General features: G+C 72.0%; 14 protein-coding genes, 2 tRNA genes and 1 pseudogene. 13 read left to right on the top strand and 4 right to left on the bottom strand.

Annotated features, from left to right (window positions below; genetic code table 11):
- The first annotated feature begins 11 nt into the window (after positions 1–11).
- Complete coding sequence (recF, locus tag OHQ87_RS24920) at positions 12–1,145, top strand: DNA replication/repair protein RecF (protein WP_328341686.1); 1,134 nt, start codon at positions 12–14, stop codon at positions 1,143–1,145.
- Positions 1,146–1,341: 196 nt separating this feature from the next.
- Positions 1,342–1,905, top strand: a pseudogene (locus OHQ87_RS24915) (DUF721 domain-containing protein); the annotation flags it as partial.
- Positions 1,906–1,908: 3 nt separating this feature from the next.
- Here OHQ87_RS24915 and OHQ87_RS24910 read toward each other — a convergent pair.
- Positions 1,909–2,136 carry a hypothetical protein gene (locus OHQ87_RS24910; RefSeq protein ID WP_328341685.1) on the bottom strand — a complete coding sequence of 76 codons (228 nt, stop codon included), beginning with the start codon at positions 2,134–2,136 and terminating at the stop codon, positions 1,909–1,911.
- Positions 2,137–2,225: 89 nt separating this feature from the next.
- Between OHQ87_RS24910 and OHQ87_RS24905 the strand changes: the two genes are divergently transcribed.
- Positions 2,226–2,717: a MarR family winged helix-turn-helix transcriptional regulator gene (locus OHQ87_RS24905; RefSeq protein ID WP_328341683.1), complete on the top strand. Its 492-nt coding sequence runs from the start codon at positions 2,226–2,228 to the stop codon at positions 2,715–2,717.
- Between the two features lie 19 nt (positions 2,718–2,736).
- Here OHQ87_RS24905 and OHQ87_RS24900 read toward each other — a convergent pair whose 3' ends face one another.
- Positions 2,737–3,321, bottom strand: coding sequence for a hypothetical protein (locus tag OHQ87_RS24900; protein ID WP_328341681.1), 585 nt, complete (start codon positions 3,319–3,321; stop codon positions 2,737–2,739).
- 529 nt (positions 3,322–3,850) lie between these two features.
- Between OHQ87_RS24900 and gyrB the strand changes: the two genes are divergently transcribed.
- The 8 genes from gyrB (at position 3,851) to OHQ87_RS24860 (ending at position 12,751) form a co-directional block, all read left to right on the top strand.
- Complete coding sequence (gyrB, locus tag OHQ87_RS24895; RefSeq protein ID WP_328341679.1) at positions 3,851–5,797, top strand: DNA topoisomerase (ATP-hydrolyzing) subunit B; 1,947 nt, start codon at positions 3,851–3,853, stop codon at positions 5,795–5,797.
- Positions 5,798–5,918: 121 nt separating this feature from the next.
- Complete coding sequence (gyrA, locus tag OHQ87_RS24890) at positions 5,919–9,701, top strand: intein-containing DNA gyrase subunit A (protein ID WP_328341676.1); 3,783 nt, start codon at positions 5,919–5,921, stop codon at positions 9,699–9,701.
- Between the two features lie 4 nt (positions 9,702–9,705).
- Entirely contained in the window at positions 9,706–10,605 is a 900-nt protein-coding gene (locus OHQ87_RS24885) for a DUF3566 domain-containing protein (RefSeq protein ID WP_328341674.1), read from the top strand.
- Positions 10,606–10,903: 298 nt separating this feature from the next.
- Positions 10,904–10,977: transfer RNA gene (locus tag OHQ87_RS24880), tRNA-Ile, on the top strand.
- A 50-nt stretch (positions 10,978–11,027) separates the two neighbouring features.
- Entirely contained in the window at positions 11,028–11,156 is a 129-nt protein-coding gene (locus tag OHQ87_RS24875) for a DLW-39 family protein (protein WP_328341672.1), read from the top strand.
- A 42-nt stretch (positions 11,157–11,198) separates the two neighbouring features.
- Positions 11,199–11,274: transfer RNA gene (locus OHQ87_RS24870), tRNA-Ala, on the top strand.
- A gap of 285 nt (positions 11,275–11,559) precedes the next feature.
- Positions 11,560–12,360 carry a hypothetical protein gene (locus tag OHQ87_RS24865; RefSeq protein WP_328341671.1) on the top strand — a complete coding sequence of 267 codons (801 nt, stop codon included), beginning with the start codon at positions 11,560–11,562 and terminating at the stop codon, positions 12,358–12,360.
- A 55-nt stretch (positions 12,361–12,415) separates the two neighbouring features.
- Positions 12,416–12,751, top strand: coding sequence for a DUF952 domain-containing protein (locus OHQ87_RS24860; protein ID WP_328341669.1), 336 nt, complete (start codon positions 12,416–12,418; stop codon positions 12,749–12,751).
- Positions 12,752–12,772: 21 nt separating this feature from the next.
- On the opposite strand, the gene OHQ87_RS24855 is transcribed toward OHQ87_RS24860, so the two are convergent.
- On the bottom strand, positions 12,773–13,396 hold the full coding sequence (locus OHQ87_RS24855) for an NAD(P)-dependent oxidoreductase (protein WP_328341667.1): 624 nt from the start codon (positions 13,394–13,396) through the stop codon (positions 12,773–12,775).
- 102 nt (positions 13,397–13,498) lie between these two features.
- On the opposite strand from OHQ87_RS24855, the gene OHQ87_RS24850 reads away from it, so the two are divergent.
- Both OHQ87_RS24850 and OHQ87_RS24840 read left to right on the top strand, forming a co-directional pair.
- Positions 13,499–13,957 carry a winged helix-turn-helix transcriptional regulator gene (locus OHQ87_RS24850; protein WP_328341665.1) on the top strand — a complete coding sequence of 153 codons (459 nt, stop codon included), beginning with the start codon at positions 13,499–13,501 and terminating at the stop codon, positions 13,955–13,957.
- A gap of 494 nt (positions 13,958–14,451) precedes the next feature.
- On the top strand, positions 14,452–15,435 hold the full coding sequence (locus tag OHQ87_RS24840) for an L-threonylcarbamoyladenylate synthase (protein ID WP_328348985.1): 984 nt from the start codon (positions 14,452–14,454) through the stop codon (positions 15,433–15,435).
- 113 nt (positions 15,436–15,548) lie between these two features.
- On the opposite strand, the gene OHQ87_RS24835 is transcribed toward OHQ87_RS24840, so the two are convergent.
- Entirely contained in the window at positions 15,549–19,964 is a 4,416-nt protein-coding gene (locus OHQ87_RS24835) for a cation-translocating P-type ATPase (protein ID WP_328341663.1), read from the bottom strand.
- Positions 19,965–20,022: the final 58 nt, after the last annotated feature.

Below are 20,022 nucleotides of genomic sequence, written 5' to 3'. Positions count from 1 at the left end.
GTCCACAGGCTGTGTACGTCCGCCGGCTCGAACTGGTCGACTTCCGCTCGTACGAGCGGGTCGGCGTCGACCTGGAGCCGGGGCCGAACGTCCTGACCGGGGCCAACGGCGTCGGCAAGACCAACCTCGCCGAGGCGCTGGGCTACGTGGCGACCCTGGACTCGCACCGGGTCGCCACCGACGCCCCGCTGGTCCGGCTGGGCGCCACCTCGGCGGTGATCCGCTGTGCGGTGGTGCACGACGGCCGGGAACTCCTGATCGAGCTGGAGATCGTCCCCGGCAAGGCCAACCGGGCCCGGCTGGGGCGTTCCCCGGCCCGTCGTGCCCGGGACGTGATCGGCGCGCTGCGGCTGGTGCTCTTCGCCCCGGAGGACCTCGAACTCGTCCGGGGCGACCCGGCCGAACGCCGTCGCTACCTCGACGACCTGCTCGTGCTCCGGCAGCCCCGGTACGCCGGGGTGCGCGCCGACTACGAACGGGTGGTCAAGCAGCGCAACGCCCTGCTGCGGACGGCGTACCTGGCCCGCAAGACGGGCGGGTCGCGGGGCGGGGACCTGTCCACCCTGGCGGTCTGGGACGCCCACCTGGCGCAGCACGGTGCCGAGCTGTTGGCCGGCCGGCTGGAACTGGTCGCCGCGCTCACCCCGCACGTGGCGAAGGCGTACGACGCGGTGGCGGCGGGCGAGGGAACGGCCGGGATCGCGTACCGGCCGTCGGTGGAGTTGACCGGGCCGACCACCGACCGGGCGGTGCTGGCCGAGGCGTTGACCGGCGCCCTGGCCGAGTCCCGGTCGGCCGAGATCGAGCGGGGCACTACCCTGGTCGGGCCGCACCGCGACGACCTCGTGCTCACCCTCGGCCCGCTACCCGCCAAGGGGTACGCCAGCCACGGCGAGTCCTGGTCGTACGCGCTGGCCCTGCGGCTGGCCGGGTACGACCTGCTGCGCGCCGACGGGATCGAACCGGTCCTGGTGCTCGACGACGTCTTCGCCGAGCTGGACGCGGGTCGTCGGGAACGGCTTGCCGAGTTGGTGGGCGGGGCCGGTCAGCTGCTGGTGACCTGTGCGGTGGACGACGACGTCCCGGTGGCCCTGCGGGGTGCCCGGTACGCGGTGGGCGACGGGACGGTCCGACGTGTCGACTGAGCCGGAGCGCCCCGTCGCACCCCCGGGCCGGACGGGTGGCCCGAGTCGCTCCTCCTCGGGCGGGGCACGCGGTGCGCGTACCCCCGGGGGAGGCGGCGGGGGCGCGGACGGTGCGCGGGCCCGACCGGCCGGCACCGGTGCGGACGCCGCGCCCGGTAGTGGGGTCGGCGGTCCGGCGACCGGAAGCGGGCCGTCCGGAGCGGGCGGCGACGGCGCGGCGACCGGCCCGGAAGGGGCCGGGGACGGCACGGCGGGGGCGAGTGGCCCGCAGCTGGCGCGAGCTGTGCTGGACGCGGCGAAGGCCCGACGGGAGTCGGCGTCGCGTAACCGCCGACCAGGGGTCACCGGTGCGGCCGACGGTGGCGGGCGGCGGCTGCGTGGCTACTCCGGGCCGGGGCCGGACCCGCGTGACCCGCAGCCGTTGGGTGCGGTGCTGGAGCGGCTGATGAAGGCCCGCGGCTGGCAGCAGCCGGCGGCCGAGGCGACCGTCTTCGGTGCCTGGGAGAAGGTCGTCGGGGCGGAGATCGCCCAGCACAGCCGGCCGGTCAAGCTGGAGGACGGCGAGTTGACCGTGGAGGCCCGGTCGACCGCGTGGGCCACCCAGTTGCGGCTGCTAGCCGGCTCGTTGCTGAAGCGGATCGCCGGGGAGGTCGGCCACAACGTGGTCCGCAAGCTGCACATCCACGGGCCGGCGGCGCCGTCGTGGTCGCGCGGGCCGCGTCGGGTGCGGGGTCGGGGGCCGCGCGACACCTACGGCTGACGGTCACTGTTGCGTGCGCCGGGCCTCCCGCTCGGCACGTTTGCGTTCCCGCTGCTCGCGGCTCCACTGCTTGCGTCGCTCCAGGTCCTGCTTCCAGGCGTCCCGGGCCTGCCGGGAGCCGCCCTGCACCGCACCCTGCACCTCCGGCGGGCCGGCCAGGTTCTTGAAGGCCCAGGCCAGGAGCCGACCGCCCTCGCCGGGGGCCTTCGCCGCCGGCTTCTCCTCGCTCATCGGCTCCGACCTCTCGTCAATGATTGGTGTGCAAACCATTGGTACACCAATCATTGGTACGATCGCAATGACGACGAGGAGGTGCAGAGGTGGGCGCTCAGCCCGACGGGGATCCGTTGGCGTTGGAGGAGCAGGTCTGCTTCGCGCTCTCCGTCGCCGCGCGCGGCGTGGTCGCGGTCTACCGGCCGCTGCTGGAACCGATGGGGCTGACCCATCCGCAGTACCTGGTCATGCTGGCGCTCTGGCAGCACGCGCCGCTGTCGGTCCGCGAGCTGAGCCGGCTGCTCCAACTCGATCCCGGCACCCTGTCGCCGCTGCTCAAGCGCCTGGAGGCGGCCGGCTATCTCCGCCGCGGGCGAGACCCGGCCGACGAACGCAGCCTGGCCGTCTCGCTCACCGGGAGCGGCCGGGCCCTGCGGGACCGCGCCGAGCAGATCCCGCAGGCGGTCGTCGCGCGGCTCGGGCTGCCGCTGTCCGAGCTACGCGACCTGCACGGGGCGCTGACCCGGGTGATCGCCGCCGCCAGCGGCGCGGTCGTGGCCAGCCCTCCCGCCGGGGCGACCCTGACGCCGGAGAGCTAGCCGCCGCTGCGGCCGACTGTCATGGCTGCGGGCCGGGTCGGCGACCGGGCTCGGCGTCGGCGTAGACGGCGAAGCCCCGGTCGGCGCAGCGCCGGTAGAACGCGGCCAGCACGCCCAGCTCGGCACAGGTGAAGTCCCACTGCGGCGGGTCGCCGTTCTCGTCGCGCAACCGGTCGAGCCGGCTACCCAGCCAACGCAACTGCTGTTCGGCGAGGCGGCCGTCGCCGAGCAGCGCGCGGAGCACATCGCTGACCGACTCGAAGGTCACCACCTCGCCGTGCGGCCGGTGCTGGGCGACGAACTTCTCCACCCCGCCGGCGATCCAGGCGCACCCGTCCGGGTCGATCACCGGGTCCTCGTCCTCGGCGGCGGCGTCGGTGGCGTAGAGCACATTCTCCAGGCCGAGGATCAGGTCGACCAGCTCGGTGTACGCGGTGGCCCGGACCGTGCCGGTCTTGGCGATGTGCTCGGCGAGCGCGGCGGTCGGCGCGGAGATCCGCGGGATGTCGACGATCTCGCCGAAGTCGACGAACTCGGCCGGCGCGACCGGGTCGTAGAAGCGGCCGGTCCGCGGCCAGTGCACCGCGACATTGTCCAGCCCCATCTGGTGTCACCTCTCGAGAGCACGTGTCGGGTCGTTCGGGTCCATCGTCCCGGTAACGGGTGGAAAAGATCAAGACGGGCAGCTCTGCCGCGCGCCGCAAAGCTACGGTACGACCGCCTCCGGGCGCGACCCCCGTCCGCCCGCCGACCCGGCCGATCGCAGTGGCGGCGGGCACGGAAGGCGGACCCGGGCGTGTAGGGGGAGTAGCGGACAGCGAGATTCGGCCCGCTACGGGGGTCTGAGCCGCCTTCAAGGGGTGCCGAGTGGCGGTTCTGTCGTGTGCGCACAGTAAGATTGGACCCGAGACGACGACCTGACGCGGTGCGACGGACAGGGGCCTTCACCGGCCCTTGATCAACGTCCCGGGTCGGGTCTGGCCGATCGCGATCCGCGGGCAACCGCGGCGACCGGCGCGCACGATCCGCGACCGCCCTCCGGGCGCGCCGCCCGGGCGCGCCGACGTCGTGTCCTGTCCGCCGAACCCGCGCCCCCGCGCCCTGGTGCGGATGGTGCGAGAAAGTGGCCGAGGGTGGCAGCGCAGGACAAGCAGGAGTACGGCGCAGAGTCGATCACCGTCCTCGAAGGGCTGGAGGCGGTCCGCAAGCGGCCCGGCATGTACATCGGGTCGACCGGCGAGCGCGGTCTGCACCACCTCGTGTGGGAGGTCGTGGACAACGCCGTGGACGAGGCGCTCGCCGGCTACTGCGACACCATCGACGTGGTGCTGCTCGCCGACGGCGGGGTCCGGGTCACCGACAACGGCCGTGGCTTCCCGGTCGACCTGCACCCGAAGCTCAAGAAGCCGGGTGTCGAGGTCGCGCTGACCGTGCTGCACGCGGGCGGCAAGTTCGACGGCAAGGCGTACGCGGTCTCCGGCGGTCTGCACGGCGTCGGCGTCTCAGTGGTGAACGCCCTCTCCACCCGGATGGCCGTCGAGATCCACAAGTCCGGTTTCGTCTGGCGGCAGCAGTACCACAACTCCAAGCCCGACCCGCTGGAGAAGGGCGAGACCACCGACCGCACCGGTTCGGCGGTCTCCTTCTGGCCGGACCCGGACGTCTTCGAGACGACCGACTTCGACTTCCAGACCATCTACCGCCGCCTCCAGGAGATGGCCTTCCTCAACCGGGCGCTCTCCATCCACCTGCTCGACGAGCGGGTCGCCGAGGGCGAGGAGGGCAAGCCCCGCGAGGTCACCTTCTACTACGAGGGCGGCATCGCCGACTTCGTCAGGCACCTCAACGCCTCGAAGAACCCGATGCACAAGACGGTCGTCGAGTTCGCCGCCGAAGAAGAAGGCATGTCGGTCGAGATCGCCATGCAGTGGAACGAGTCGTACGGCGAGTCGGTCTACACCTTCGCCAACACGATCAACACGCACGAGGGCGGCACCCACGAGGAGGGCTTCCGGGCCGCGCTGACCAGTGTGGTCAACCGCTACGGCGCGGACAAGAAGCTGCTCAAGGGCGACGAGAAGCTCTCCGGCGAGGACATCCGCGAGGGCCTGGCCGCGATCATCTCGGTCAAGCTGGCCAATCCGCAGTTCGAGGGCCAGACCAAGACCAAGCTGGGCAACACCCCGGTGAAGAGCTTCGTGCAGCGGGTCTGCAACGACCGGCTGGTCGACTGGTTCGACCGCAACCCGGCCGAGGCCAAGACGATCATCCAGAAGGCGTCCCAGGCGGCCCGCGCCCGGATCGCCGCCCAGCAGGCGCGCAAGCTGGCCCGCCGCAAGTCGCTGCTGGAGTCCGGCTCGATGCCGGGCAAGCTGGCCGACTGCCAGTCCACCGACCCGCGCGAGTCCGAGGTCTTCATCGTCGAGGGCGACTCGGCAGGCGGCTCGGCCAAGCAGGGTCGCGACCCGCGTACCCAGGCGATCCTGCCGATCCGCGGCAAGATCCTCAACGTGGAGAAGGCCCGGATCGACCGGGTACTCAAGAACAACGAGGTCCAGGCGCTGATCACCGCGCTGGGCACCGGCATCCACGACGACTTCGACATGGAGAAGCTGCGGTACCACAAGGTGGTGCTGATGGCCGACGCCGACGTCGATGGCCAGCACATCCAGACGCTCCTGCTCACCCTGCTGTTCCGCTTCATGCGACCGCTTGTCGAGTTGGGCCACGTCTACCTGGCCGCCCCGCCGCTCTACAAGATCAAGTGGAACAAGAAGGGTGACGACGCCCAGTACGCGTACTCCGACCGGGAGCGCGACGGGCTGATCGCGCTGCGCCAGCAGAAGAAGCCCAACGCCAAGCCGGACGACATCCAGCGGTTCAAGGGTCTGGGCGAGATGAACTATCCCGAGCTGTGGGAGACCACGATGAACCCGGCCACCCGGACGCTGCGTCAGGTCACCCTCGACGACGCCGCCACCGCCGACGAGCTGTTCAGCGTGCTGATGGGCGAGGACGTCGAGGCCCGCCGCTCGTTCATCCAGCGCAACGCCAAGGACGTGCGGTTCCTCGACATCTGAGCCAGCGGTCGGCCGGTGGGCCACCGGCCGACCGTCGTCCACCGGGTTATCCACAGCCTGGCCGGTTTCCACAGCGTTATCCACAGGACGAACGCGACTCTGAGTCTGATAAGGGTTAACAGTGACCGATACTCCCGAGTCCACCCCGAACGAGCCGGAGACCCCCGAGACACCACTCGCGGCGGTCGTCCAGCACGACCGGATCGAGCCGGTCGGGCTCGAGGTCGAGATGCAGCGCTCGTACCTCGACTACGCGATGAGCGTGATCGTCGGGCGGGCCCTGCCGGACGTCCGGGACGGGCTCAAGCCGGTCCACCGCAAGATCCTCTACGCCATGTACGACTCGGGTTACCGGCCGGACCGGGGCTACGTGAAGTGCTCCCGGGTCGTCGGCGACGTGATGGGGCAGTTCCACCCGCACGGTGACTCGGCCATCTACGACGCCCTGGTCCGGATGGCCCAGCCCTGGGCGCTGCGCTACCCCCTGGTCGACGGCAACGGCAACTTCGGTTCGCCCGGAAATGATCCGGCTGCGGCCATGAGGTACTGCGTGACCGGAGATGTCCGGATTCGCACGGCCGACGGTACCGTCCGGATCGGCGACATTGTGCCGGACGCCGCGCCGAGCAGCGAGACCGACGTCGAACTGAAGGTCCGCGACCGCAACGGCGACCTGGTCCGCGCGTCGAAGTTCTTCCACTCCGGCGAGCACCCGACGCTGCGACTGCGCACCCGCGAGGGGTACGAGCTGACCGGCACCCACAACCACCCGGTGCTCTGCCTGGTGGACGTGGCCGGGGTGCCGACCCTGCTCTGGAAGCTGCTCGCTGAGCTCTCCCCGGGCGACCGGGTGGTGCTCCAGCGGACGGTGCCGGACGAGATCGGCTACCCGATGCTGGAGCACGTCGAGGCTGCGGTGCTCGCCGGTGCCTTCGTCAGCGAGGGCTGGGTGTCGGAGGGGCGGGCCGGGTTCAACAACGTGGACCGGGAGTTCTTCGTCCGGGTCCTCGCCGCCTACGATCTCGCCGTCGGCGGACCACGCTATGTGAGCGAGCGGGTCATCGCCTCCGGCAGTGTGCTGCACGAGTTGGACGTCCAGGACCTTTCGGCGCTGCGCGCCAGCATCCTCGGCGAACTGGTCGGCGCACGGAGCGCCGCCAAGTTCGTGCCCGAGTTCGTCTGGCAGGGGCCGGCGGCGATCAAGCGCGCCTTCCTCCAGGCGCTCTTCGAGGGCGACGGATCGTCCTCGCTGCTGCCGCGCAACACCATCCAGGTCTCGTACTCGACCCGCAGTGAGCGGTTGGCCCGCGAGGTCCAGCAGTTGCTGCTGGAGTTCGGCGTGATCAGCCGGCAGACCCGGTACGACGACGGCGAGATTAAGGTCGTGGTGACCAACCGCCGCGACGCCCGGATCTTCGCCGCCCACGTCGGCTTCCTCGGCCGCAAGCAGGCCAAGCTGGAGTCCGAGCTGGCTTCGGTGCCGGCGAGCAGCACGGCGCTCTCCAGCGACCACGTCCCGCTGGTCGGTGACTTCATCCGCGCGCACGGGGCCCGGCGCTGGACCGAGCGGGACTGGCTGCGTCGGCACAACGTCGACCGGATCGAGCGGTGGGAGCGGGACCGCGACGAGATCGCCGCCCGGATCACCGAGCCGGGGATCCTCGACGTGGTGGAGCCGCTTGTCGACGGCCGGTTCTACTACGCCGAGGTGGCGAGCATCACGGATGCCGGCGTGCAGCCGGTCTACAGCGTCCGGGTGGACACCGAGGATCACTCCTTCGTCTCCGACGGCTTCGTCAGCCACAACACCGAGTGCAAGCTCGACCCGCTGGCGATGGAGATGCTGCGGGACATCGACGAGGACACCGTCGATCTGCAGGACAACTACGACGGCCGGGCCAAGGAGCCCACCATCCTGCCGTCGCGGATCCCCAACCTGCTGGTCAACGGCTCCGAGGGCATCGCGGTCGGGATGGCCACCAAGATCCCGCCGCACAACCTGCGCGAGATCGGCGCGGCGGTGCAGTGGTGCCTGGAGAACCCGGAGGCCGACGAGGCGACCACCCTCGAAGCGCTGCTGGAGATCGTCAAGGGGCCGGACTTCCCCACCCACGGCCTGATCGTCGGTCAGTCCGCCATCCAGGACGCGTACCGGACCGGTCGCGGGTCGATCCGGATGCGCGCGGTGGTGGAGGTCGAGGAGGACAAGCGGGGCCGGCCGGCGCTGGTGGTCAGCGAGCTGCCGTACCAGGTCAACCCGGACAACCTGGCGGAGCGGATCGCCGAGCTGATCAAGGAAGGCAAGCTCGCCGGCATCGCCGACATCCGGGACGAGTCCTCCGGGCGTACCGGCATGCGGATCGTGCTGGTGCTCAAGCGTGACGCGGTCGCCAAGGTGGTGCTGAACAACCTCTACAAGCACACCCAGCTCCAGGAGACCTTCGGCGCCAACATGCTGGCCCTGGTCGACGGGGTGCCGCGCACGCTCAACCTGGCCCAGTTCCTCCGTTACTACGTCGAGCACCAGATCGAGGTGATCCGCCGACGGACCGCCTTCCGGCTGCGCAAGGCCGAGGAGCGGGCGCACATCCTGCGCGGCCTGTCCAAGGCGTTGGACGCGTTGGACGAGGTGATCGCCCTGATCCGGCGCTCGCCCACCGTCGACGACGCCCGGCAGGGCCTGATCCGGCTGCTGGAGATCGACGAGATCCAGGCGACCGCGATCCTGGACATGCAGCTGCGTCGGCTGGCCGCGCTGGAGCGGCAGCGGATCCTGGACGACCTGGCCAAGCTCGAGATCGAGATCGCCGACCTCAAGGACATCCTCGCCAAGCCGGAGCGGCAGCGGAAGATCGTCTCCGAGGAGCTGAGCGAGATCGTCGCGAAGTGGGGCGACGAGCGGCGTACGAAGATCATCCCGTTCGACGGCGAGGTCTCGATGGAGGACCTGATCGCCCGCGAGGACGTGGTGGTCACCATCACCCGCACCGGGTACGCCAAGCGCACCAAGGTCGACCTCTACCGCTCGCAGCGGCGCGGCGGCAAGGGCGTGAGCGGTGCGACACTCCGGCAGGACGACATTGTCAGCCACTTCTTCGTATGCTCCACACACGACTGGATGTTGTTCTTCACCAACAAGGGCCGCGTATACCGGGCCAAGGCGTACGAGTTGCCCGAGGCCAGTAGGGTGGCCAAGGGTCAGCACGTGGCCAACCTGCTCGCCTTCCAGCCGGACGAGCAGATCGCACAGATCATCGAAATCCCGAACTACCAGGTGGCCCCCTACCTGGTACTGGCCACGAGAAACGGCCTGGTGAAGAAGACCCGACTCGAGGAGTTCGACTCCAACCGGTCCGGCGGCGTCATCGCGATCAACCTGCGTGACGACGACGAGCTGGTCGGTGCCGTCCTGGTGGCGCCGGAGGAGGATCTCCTGCTCGTCTCGAAGAAGGCGCAGGCGATCCGGTTCAACGCCTCGGACGAGGCGTTGCGCCCGATGGGCCGGGCCACCTCGGGTGTGATCGGCATGCGCTTCACCGACGACGACGTCCTGCTGGCCATGGAGGTCGTCCGGGAGGGTCTGGACGTCCTGGTGGCCACGAACGGGGGATATGCGAAACGTACCCCCATCGAGGAATACCCGGTGCAGGGCCGGGGAGGTAAGGGCGTGTTGACTGCGAAGATCACCGAGCGCCGCGGTGGTCTGGTGGGCGCGGTCGTGATCGACCCGGACGACGAGCTGTTCGCGATCACCAGCAACGGCGGCGTCATCCGGACTCCGGTGAAGCCTGTACGCCGTACGCGTGACCGGAACACAATGGGGGTCAAGCTGATGGACCTCCCGGACGGCGTGACTATCGTGGCGATTGCTCGCAATGCCGACGAGCCTGACGAACAGGACTAGTTGAATGACGGAGACACAGGCGAAGTCGGGGAACAAGGGGACCTCGGCCAAACCGGTCGACGAGGAGGCCGCCAAGAGCGGTCCAACCCCCGCCGGCCGCGCCGCCGTGGGTCGGGCGACCGTCCCCGCCGACGCGCCTGCCCCGAAGTTCACTCGGGCACCCGGCATGGCACCGCCGCCGGACAAGCCGGGTGAGGATTCGGGAACGACCGAGAAGCCCCAGACAACGGGTACCGACGCGCCCTCCTCCGCCACCCAGCCGGTGGCCGCTGCGGCCAGGTCGAGCAACACGACACAGCCGATCTCGGTCGGGGCCGCCACCTCTCCGTCCAGCACCGGCACCCAGCCGAAGGTCGGCGGGTTGCGGCCGTCCCCGGACGGTGGGCGTCCCGCCGCAGGCACGGGCAGCGCCCGCCCGGCCAACGGCGGAGGCCTGCCTCCGGGCCTCGGAGGTCCGGCCGCCGTCGGTGCCGCGCGGGTGGGTGACGCGGTACGCGCCGCGCGTACCTCGGTCAGTTCGGCGGCTTCCCGGGGCCCGCGCCGGGCCCGGCTGAACCTCAAGCGGATCGACCCGTGGTCCGTGATGAAGTTCGCCTTCGCGGTCTCCGTGGTCCTGTTCATCGTGGTGGTCGTGGCGACCTCGGTGCTCTATCTCGCGCTGGACGCGATGGGTGTCTTCCAGAGCGTCAACGACAGCCTGACCGACCTGGTCAGCGCCAGCGGCGGGCAGGGCACCAGCGGGGGCTTCCAGATCACCGCCAAGGGCGTCATCCTGACGTCCGCCCTGATCGGGCTGGTCAACGTGGTGCTGTTCACCGCGCTCGCGACCCTCGGCGCGTTCGTCTACAACGTCTGCGCCGACCTGGTCGGCGGGATCGAACTGACGCTCGCCGAGCGCGACTGATCCGAGCGCGCTCACCGGGCGCGACCGATCCGGCCCGATGCCGGGGCACCGCGGACAGCGGTCGCCCCGGCATCGTGCTTCCCGGCCACCGTCCGGCTGGGCCGGCCCGGTTCCCCGCTCCTTGCCGGTCGACCGGCTCCGGCGCCGCTGGTGGGAGTGGATCTCCGATCCGGGTGACCGGCGGAAAGGACTCGCCCGCTCGCGGGGCGGCCGGGTACGGTCGGGATGGCGCGAGAGCATCGGTCACCCCGATTTGGGAGCGGACGATGCGATGGGTTAACCTTGCTCGTCGCCACACGGGGCTATAGCTCAGTCGGTTAGAGCGCAGAGCTGATAACTCTGAGGTCGCTGGTTCGATTCCAGCTAGCCCCACCGCAACACCGTTCCGACGGGCAGTCGAGTCGAGCGCGAGGGGTCGCCCCATGTTCAAGAAGCTTCTGTTCCTGGTCGGTGTCGTCGGCGTCGCCGCTGTGGTGGCCAGGAAGGTCAAGGCTTCCAACGACGAGCGCGCTCTCTGGCACGAGGCGACCACCGCGCCCGATCTGCGCTGACCAGCCCGGCTCCGGTCGGCACCGGCGGCGTCGTCCGCCTGCGGGGCCCTAGCTCAACTGGCAGAGCACTGCCTTTGCAAGGCAGGGGTTAGGGGTTCGAGTCCCCTGGGCTCCACCAGCACTTTCCTTGGTTGATCTCAGTTCCGAATACAGCCATCCGTACGGCCAAGCTGCTCAGGCCGTCTCCTGTTCGGGCGCGACTGTGAGTGAGGCGAGATCCTCACGAGTACGGCCCAGGACTGTGCGAACTCGTGGAATGAGCGGGGTACCGAATGACCCACCGGTCGTCTTCCTGCGTGCGGACCGATCGGCAGGCAGGGCAATCGGCAGGCAGGGCAGAAGCAGTTCGGACTCTAGTGAAACGTGTCGTGCTTCCGGCACCAGTCAACCGCCAGGGGGAAGGGTGTTCGTCAGCGTCGCAAGTGAGTCGGGACGCCCGGACGGTCGGAACGAGGACTGGGCGGCAGCCACCGCCACGACGGCCGTGGTCCTCGACGGCCTTTCCGAGGCATCGGAGACGGGTTGCGTTCACGGCACGCCCTGGTACGTGCACCAGCTCGGAAGCAAACTACTGGGGCTCGCTGGTAGCCCTGGCCGAAATCTGGCGGAAGCCCTGGCGGAGGCGGTAGACGCGGTGGCGGCCATGCATCGTGATTCCTGCGACCTCGCCCATCCTGGCTCTCCCTGTTCGACAGTCGCCATGGTGCGGCAGTCCGGAGATTCGTTGGAATATCTTGTCCTCTCGGATTCCGTCGTAGCAATTGACCGGATGCACGACGAGCCGGTGGTGGTACAGGACAAGTCGGTGGAAGCCTTCGCGTCGGGCAATGCGCGGGCGGCCCGTGCCGGCAGGGACAAAAGCGATAAGGGTCCACTCTTCGCGCTGATAAGTGAGCAGCAGAAAGTCAGAAACCGGGCCAGTGGCTACTGGGTGGCGCAGGCGGACCCGACAGCCGCTGAACACGCGCTGACCGGCGCTGTGGACGAGGTGCGTGGTGCCGCTCTGCTGTCGGATGGCGCCGCCCTTCTGGTCACCGACTTCAACGCGATGGATTGGCCCGCGCTGCTGGCGTTCGCCTACGACCACGGGCCCGCCGCCCTGATCGCGGCCACCCGGGAGTTCGAGGACCGTGATCCGGGCGGTGTGATCTGGCCGAGGTACAAGCACCGGGACGATGCCACCGCGGTCGTCTGCCGCCTCTAGCGCGGGATTCGCGCGCATGCTGGACCGGTTGCCTGCCGATCTGCCACGCTGAGCCGTGCTGATCTACAAGATCCTGCTGCCGGCCGAGTGGTCGCAGTTCGACGCCACCGGCCGTTTCGACGGTTCACCGCTGGACCACAGCAGCGGTTTCGTCCACTGTTCCTCGCGCGCACAGGTGGCTGCGACCGCGGTGCGGTTCTTCGCGCCGGAGCCGGCCCTTGTGGTCGTCGCGCTCGACACCCGGCGTCTCGGCGCGGCCCTGCGTTGGGAGGACACCCCCGACGGGCAGTCCTTCCCACACGTCTACTCGGCGCTGCCGCTTGACGCGGTGGTCGCGGTCCATCCGGTGGCCGGGGCGTCGTCGGTGGACCGCGCGCTACCACAGGATTAACCCGAACCGACGACCACCGACTCACCGCTGCCGGACGATCGCCGCCGCGCGGCGGTGGCGGGGCGTCTCGATCTCGTCGAGCAGGGCGATGGCGAAGTCCGGGTAGCTGATCCGGCTGCCCGGGTCACCGTGCTCGGCGAGCACGTAGTGGCCGGTGCGGGGGCCGTCGTGGTCGAAGTCACCGGCGGGTGCGAGGTAGGCCCAGTCCAGCTCGGCGGCCCGGAGCTCGGCGAGGCCGGCGGCGTGGCCGAGGTAGAAGGGGCGGTACTCGTTCGGATAACCGGGCTCGTCCATCAGGGCGGCACCGGACGCCCCGGGCATGATCGCGGCGAGGCCGACCACCACCAGCCGGCGTACGCCCGCCTTGGTGAGGCCGCTGGTCAGGGCGCGGGACGAGGCGGTGAAGAAGTCGTGCGGTGGTAGGGACAGGTCCACCGAGGCACTGATCGCGACGTCCTGCCCGGCGGCTGACCGCTCGACGCTCAGCGGGTCGGTCACGTCGCCGGCCGTCACCCGTACGTCGACCAGGTCGCGGTGGCGTGCGGGGTCGCGTACCACGGCGGTGACCTGGTGGCCGCGGCGTTGTGCCTCGGCGACGGCCTGCCGCCCGGCCCGGCCGCCTGCGCCGAAGACCACTATCTGCATGAGGAACCACCCTCCATCGGGGCCGGATTCCGTGCGTCCGACCGAGGTGCCGACGCTATCGAGGGACGTGGTTACCACCGGGATACCGGCTATCGTGAGGCGATGAGGCAGCCCCTGCCGGCCGACATGTTCGACGAGCTGTGCCCGTCGTCGCTCAACCCGATCCGGTTCGGCGACAAGTGGGCGGCGCTGGTCATCCGTTGCCTGGAGCACGGGCCCCGCCGCTTCTCCGAGCTGCGCGTTCCGCTGCACCGGGTCACCGCCAAGGTGCTCACCCGATCGCTGCGTTCCCTCGAACGCGACGGGCTGGTCAGGCGTACCGTCCACCCGCCGCACGTCGAGTACGAGTTGACCCCGCTGGGCCGCAGCCTGCTCGGACCGATCGCGGTGGCCTGTGCCTGGACCGAACGGCACTGGGACGACCTGCTCGACGCCCGCGAGTCGTACGACACCGCCGACCGGGCCGGCGAGGCGTCCGCCCCGGCCCGCCGGGCACACTCGACGTCCAGACCGTCTGCCGGCCGGACACCGCACCGCCGACCAGACGGGACAGCCGCCTGACGAGTTCCGGTGGGGCCGGCGACTGCGGGGGAGCATCGGCCAGGACACCACCGAAGTCCAACAGCAGGGCGAGCGGCGAGCGGAGCATGCCCGCAATCCTCCCCCACGTGACCTACCCTCCGGGAAGGACACCGGGGACCTGCCTGCCGGGAGCGCACAGGGACGACGCGGTTGGCGCGCGTCCTCTAGCCTCTCGGCCATGGGAGCAGTCAAGCCGTGGCACCTGGTCGTCCTGATGCTCTGCTGCCTCGTGCCCACGGTGGTTGCCGTCGGCGGGGGCGTCTGGGCGTTGCGTCGTTCCCGTCGGCGCTGACCCGGATGACGGCCGACGGTGTCCCGGGGGTGGAGTTCCGCGGCGGTGTCTGCTGGGCGGAGGCCGGGCCGCCCCGCACGTCGTTCGGCCCCACCGCCGGGTAGCCGCCGGCCACCCGCACCGGACCGGGCGGGGACGGCAGGCTAGCGTCGGGGACGTGACCATCGGATCTCCCCGCGTCCTGCCCGCCGAGCGCGGCATCGCCGAGGCCGCCGCCGTGCTACGGGCCGGCGGGCTGGTGGCCTTCCCCACCGAGACGGTCTACGGGCTCGGCGCGAACGCGTTGGATGCCCGGGCCGCGGCGCGGATCTTCGAGGCCAAGGCCCGGCCGAGCTTCGATCCGCTGATCACCCACCTGGCCGACGCCGCCGACCTGCCGGCTCTCGTCGGTACGCTGCCCCCGCCGGTCGCGGCGCTGGCCGAGCGCTTCTGGCCGGGGCCGCTCACCCTGATCGTGGACCGGCCGGCCGTGATCCCGCCCATCGTCACCTCCGGCCTGGACACCATGGCTGTCCGGGTGCCCGACGAGGCGTCCGCCCGCGCGTTGATCAGGTCCGCCGGGGTGCCGGTGGCCGCACCGAGCGCCAACCGGTTCGGGCAGCTCAGCCCGACCCGGGCCGAGCATGTCGTACGCGGGCTCGGCGCGGCGGTCGACGTGGTGCTCGACGGCGGCCCCACCCGGTGCGGGATCGAGTCGACAATCGTGGACGCGCGGGGACCGCAGGCGGTGGTGCTGCGCCTCGGGGCGCTGCCCGTGGAGGAGCTCATCGCGGCGATCGGCCCGGTGACCGTCCGACCGGGCAGCTCCGGGCAGCCGGTGGCTCCCGGTACGTTGGCCGCGCACTACGCACCGCGTACCCCGTTGCGGGTGGTGGGGGGTGTGGTGCCGGAACCGGTCGGCGGTGTCCGGCGGGGGTTCCTGGCCTTCCGGGAGCGGCCGGCCGCCGGCTACGCGGCGGTCGAGGTGCTCTCGCCCGCCGGTGACCTGACCGAGGCCGCCGCCCGGCTCTTCGACGCGCTGCACCGGCTGGACGCGGCCGGGGTAACCGAGATTCTTGCCGAACTGGCCCCCGACGAGGGGATCGGCCGGGCGATCAACGACCGGCTGGGCCGCGCCGCCGCCACCTGGTCCCCGCCACCACCTGCCCGGGCCGCCGGGCGATGAGCAGAAGCCGGGCAACAACACGGAAGTAGTGGCCATCCTGCCGCAGGATGCCACTACTTCGTTGTTGGAGCACGATCTTGCGGCAGGCGGCAGGCGGCAGGCGGCAGGCGGGGTCAGCGGGTGGGTGGGGACGGTAGGTGCTCCACCAGGCGGGTCAGCGCGCCGTTGGCGAAGGTCGCGCCGAGCGCCGAACCGGCGGCGATCCCCCAGCCCACCGGGCCGAGCGGGGTGCAACCGAAGAACTGGCTCACCCCTGGCGTCTGCACCACGGCGGCGAGCACGCCGACCGACGCGGCGGTCGACGCGAGCACCGTCGGACTGGTGCCACCGGCGAGGACGGTCTGCCCCAGTTGGGTGCCGACCAGCGAGACCAGGGCCACCGTGCCGGCCCGTCGTTCCCGGCCGGTCCAGCGGGCCACCGTCCAGCCGGCGGTCGCACCCAGGGTGGTGGCGGCGGCGCGCAGCCCGATCTCCCGGGTCATGGTGCCGCCGAGTGAGGCGTCCGGCCCCTCGCGGAGCAGCCCGTCGGCGTGGTCGGAGTCGGGTGGCCGGATCGCGATGGCCAGCGCCGGCGCCAGGTCGGTGAGCAGGTTGACCAGGAGCAACTGTCGGCCGCTGAGTGCCGAGCGGCCGGTGAGGGCGGCGCTGAGCACGCTGAACGCGATCTCGCCGAGATTGCCGCCGACCAGGATGCTCAGCGCGTGGCGTACCGACGACCACATCGCCCGCCCCTCGACCAGGGTGGCGATGATGGTCTCCAACCGGTCGTCGGTGACCACCAGGTCGGCGGCGGCGCGGGCGGCCGGGGTGCCCCGTTGGCCGAGGGCGATGCCCACGTCGGCCAGCCGGATGGCGGGTGCGTCGTTGGCACCGTCACCTGTCATCGCCACGGTACGCCCGCACTTCTGCAACGCCTGGATGATCCGTACCTTGTGCGCCGGGGTGCACCGGGCCACCACGTCGGTACGGCCCAGCAGCTCGCCCAGCGCCGCGTCGTCCAACCGGTCCAGCTCGGTGGCGGTGACCACCCGCTGACCGTCGGTCTCCGGACTGATCGCCGACGCGATAGCCTCGGCGGTGGCCGGATGGTCCCCGGTGATCATGATGGTGTGCACGCCGGCCTGTCGGATCCGGCGCACGGCCGGGGCGGCGCTGTCCCGTACCCCGTCGGCGAGGGCGAGGAAACCGACGAAGACCAGCCCCCGCACCTCGTCGTCGGTGACCGCCTCGGCACCGGCCCGGCACTCCGCCACGGCGAGGATCCGATGGCCCGCCCCGGCCCGCTCGGCGAGCACGGTGTGCAGCCGGCCCCGACGTTCGTCGTCAAGCGGCTCTTCCCGGCCGCCCGGCAGCCGCCACGCACCGCACCGGGGCAGCACCGTCTCCGGGGCGCCCTTCACGCTGAGCAGCATCCCGTCGGTGGTCCGGCCGACGGTCGCGTGGTAACCCCGGGACGGCTCGAACGGCAGCCCGCCCACCGCCGTCCAACCGCCCGCGTCGGTCTGCTCGGTCACCTCCGCCTGCCGTGCGCCATGACGGACCGCCCGGTCGGTGTGCTGCGGCAACTCCTCCGGATCGGCCGCGTACGGGGTGGCCCGCAGCCCGGCGGCGAGGACCCGGCGCAACCCGTCGTCGAGGCCGTGCAGATCGGCGAACCGGCCGTCGTCGCCGACCCCGGCGAGCAGCAGCTTGCCCTCGGTGAGGGTGCCGGTCTTGTCGAAGCAGAGCACGTCCACCCGGCCCAGCGCCTCGATGGTGCGCGGGTTGCGGACCAACGCCCCGTGCTCGGCCAGCCGCCGCGCGGCGGCCAGCTGCGCCGCGCTGACCAGGAACGGCAGCCCCTCCGGCACCGACGCCACGGCCAGGTTCGCGGCGGTCGCCGCCGTCTGCCCCAGTGGTACGCCCCGCAACAGCCCCGCCCCGGCCACCGCGATCGCCGACGCGGCGGCCAGTGGGATCGCCGCGCGGGTGAGCTTGCCGAGCCGGGCCTCTACCCCGCTTTCCGGTGGGGCCTGGCTGGCCAGCGCGAGGCTCCGGCCGGACTCGGTCCCGGCACCGGTCGCCACCACCACCGCGGTGCCGTGGCCGGCGGCGATGGTGGTGCCCTCGTACAGCATCGAGACGCGGTCGGCCAGGGCGGCGGCGACGACCGGGTCGGCTCCCTTGCTGACCGGCAACGACTCACCGGTCAGCGACGACTCGTCGGCCTCCAGCCCGTCGGCGGTGAGCACCCGGCAGTCGGCCGGCACCGCGTCCCCCGGGCCGACGGTCACCACGTCCCCGGGGACCAGGTCCTCGGCGGCGGTCACCCGTGCGGTCCCGTCCCGCAGCACCCGGGCGGTGACCGCCGACCGGGACAGCAACTCGGCCAGTGCCCGGTCGGTGTTGCGCTGGTGCACCGCCCCGACCAGCGCCGAACCGCCGATCACGCCTCCGACCAGGGCCGCGTCGACAAGTGAGCCGAACGCCGCGGAGAGGACCGCGCCGGCGGCCAGCACCGGCGTGAGCGGGTTGGCCAACTCGTCGACGAAGGCCCGGAACAGGCTGACCGGGCCGGTCGACGCGTCCGGGCCGGCGCGGTGCCGGTGCTGCGCCTCGGCGTCGGTCAGGCCGTCCGGCGTGGTGTCGAGCTGACGCAGCACGGCCGACACCGGCATCAGGTGCCAGGCGGTGGTGGCCGGCATCGGGGCTTGCACCGGGTCGGGCAGCCGGCGGGCCCGCCACACCCCGTTGGCGAAGGCCAGTGCCGCCGCGCCGTTGACGGCGGCGAGGCTGCGGCCAGGCAGTTGCGGTGCGGCGGCGGTGAACGCGCCCAACGCGCCGAGGCCGGTGCCGGCCATGGCGAGGTGGATGTTCTGCCTGGTCATCCGCCGGGCCACCCCGGCCGCCTCGATCAACAGTGCGGGGATCCGCAGGTCGGTGCCGACGAGCAGGTGGGCGCCCCACGGGGGCAGGTCCTCGGGGGCGGCCACGCCGAGCCCGCAGTCGGACCCGGCCAGCGCCGCCCGGTCGCCGGAGACCAGCATCACCACCGCGCCGTCGCGTTGCAGGGTGCGGACGGACTCGGCGAGCCGGTCCCCGCCGGGCAGCACCGCGTCGGCGAAGCCGTACCGCTGCGGGTCGGCACCGGCCACCACCAGGCGCAGGCCGGCGTGCCGGGCGGCGGTGGGCAGCGCGTCCACGCCGGGTGCCGGTTCGGGCGTGACCCGGACGACGGCGGTGAGGGCGTCACCGTGGACGAGACCGAGCAGCGGTCCGCCCGCCGCGCGCAGCCGCCGGCTGTCCGGGGTGTCCCCCGGGTCGGCGGCGTCGAGGTCGGCCAGCGGGCCGAGCCGCCAGCCGTCCGTCTCGTGGACGTCGTCCGGGTGGTCGGGGTCGAAGAGGGCGAACGCCCGGCCGACCACCTCCCCGGTGTCCGCGTCGGCCACCGGCGCCAGGTCGGCGAGGACGCCCCGGGCCGAGCCGAGCACGGCCGCGTCCAGCACCACCGTGTCGATCCGGTCGAGTTCCCGCAGCACACTGCGGTCCATGGCGATCACGCCACGCCGGGCGAGGATCCGGCCGAGCTGGGCGGCGTACCCCTCGCGGCCGCTGCCGGGGGCCTTGGGCAGCGCGGCGAGTCCGAGCGCGGCGGCCCGCTTCGGGCCGGCGACGGGCAGCGCGGCGGCCCCGGCGGTGACCCCGGTGGCGAGCATGGTCGAGATGTACCGCTCGACCGGGCCGTCGGGTCGGGGGCAGGGCCGCCCGGCCCCGGTCAGGCGGGCGACAGCGCGCTCCGGGTCACCGGTCAACTTCGGCTCGGCCCGGGTCCAGGTGGCGAGCTGGGCCCGGGCCTCACCCCACTGCACGATCCGCTGCGCGCCGTCCAGGACGATGCCGGCCCAGCCGCCGGTCAGCCCCTGTACGACCGCCTCGGCGAGCGGGAACAGCACCTCGGCGCGCGGGTCGGCGCGCAACCCCCGGCCGGCGAGGTGGTGCAGCTTCGGGTGCAGGTCGACGGCGGTGAGCAGGCCGGCCACCTCCCCCGGGACCGGGGTGAACGGCAGGATCCGGGTGGCGGCGGAGATGGTCAGGCCGAGCGCGTCGGAGGCGAGCGCGCCGAGGGTCCTGGGGGTACGCGGCCCGTCCTCCGGCGGGTGCGGGGGCGGGATCTCCGGGTCCGGCTCGTGCGGGCAGACCCGTTCGACCCGGCCCACCGTCTCGATCAGGGCCGCCAGCTTCGGCTTCGGTTCCTCGACGGCCACCACCACCCGGCCGGAGGGGGCGTTCACCCGCGCCCAGGCCACCCCGGGCATCCGTTCCAGCGCCGCCTCGACCTGGCGGGCCAGCCGGTCACCGCCGTCCTGGCAGACGCCGTGCACCTCGATGTGGTGCCGGCCGTCGCGGGACCAGACCCGGCGGCGGGTCAGCCCGGCCACCCGGGCCAGCCGCCCGGCGGCCGATCCGACGGTACGGGACGCCCCGCTGACCACTGGCGGCACCGGCACCGACGGGAGGAGCCGACCGGCGACCCGGCCCAGCGTGGTCATCGAGTGGTACGGCCGACTCGTCGGTCCCGCCCACTGCCGCCGTACGCCATCTCGCCTC

It is taken from the genome of Micromonospora sp. NBC_00421, assembly GCF_036017915.1.
GTDB lineage: Bacteria > Actinomycetota > Actinomycetes > Mycobacteriales > Micromonosporaceae > Micromonospora.
The sequence above is the reverse complement of the archived record's forward strand: the minus strand, read 5'-3'. Positions and strand labels throughout refer to the sequence as shown.

Excerpts from the sequence above, each read along its gene's own strand:
- OHQ87_RS24910 (WP_328341685.1), bottom strand. The coding sequence starts at position 2,136 with ATGAGCGAGGAGAAGCCGGCGGCGAAGGCCCCCGGCGAGGGCGGTCGG.
- OHQ87_RS24900 (WP_328341681.1), bottom strand. The coding sequence starts at position 3,321 with ATGGGGCTGGACAATGTCGCGGTGCACTGGCCGCGGACCGGCCGCTTC.
- OHQ87_RS24885 (WP_328341674.1), top strand. The coding sequence starts at position 9,706 with ATGACGGAGACACAGGCGAAGTCGGGGAACAAGGGGACCTCGGCCAAA.
- OHQ87_RS24875 (WP_328341672.1), top strand. The coding sequence starts at position 11,028 with ATGTTCAAGAAGCTTCTGTTCCTGGTCGGTGTCGTCGGCGTCGCCGCT.
- OHQ87_RS24855 (WP_328341667.1), bottom strand. The coding sequence starts at position 13,396 with ATGCAGATAGTGGTCTTCGGCGCAGGCGGCCGGGCCGGGCGGCAGGCC.
- OHQ87_RS24850 (WP_328341665.1), top strand. The coding sequence starts at position 13,499 with ATGAGGCAGCCCCTGCCGGCCGACATGTTCGACGAGCTGTGCCCGTCG.
- OHQ87_RS24835 (WP_328341663.1), bottom strand. The coding sequence starts at position 19,964 with ATGACCACGCTGGGCCGGGTCGCCGGTCGGCTCCTCCCGTCGGTGCCG.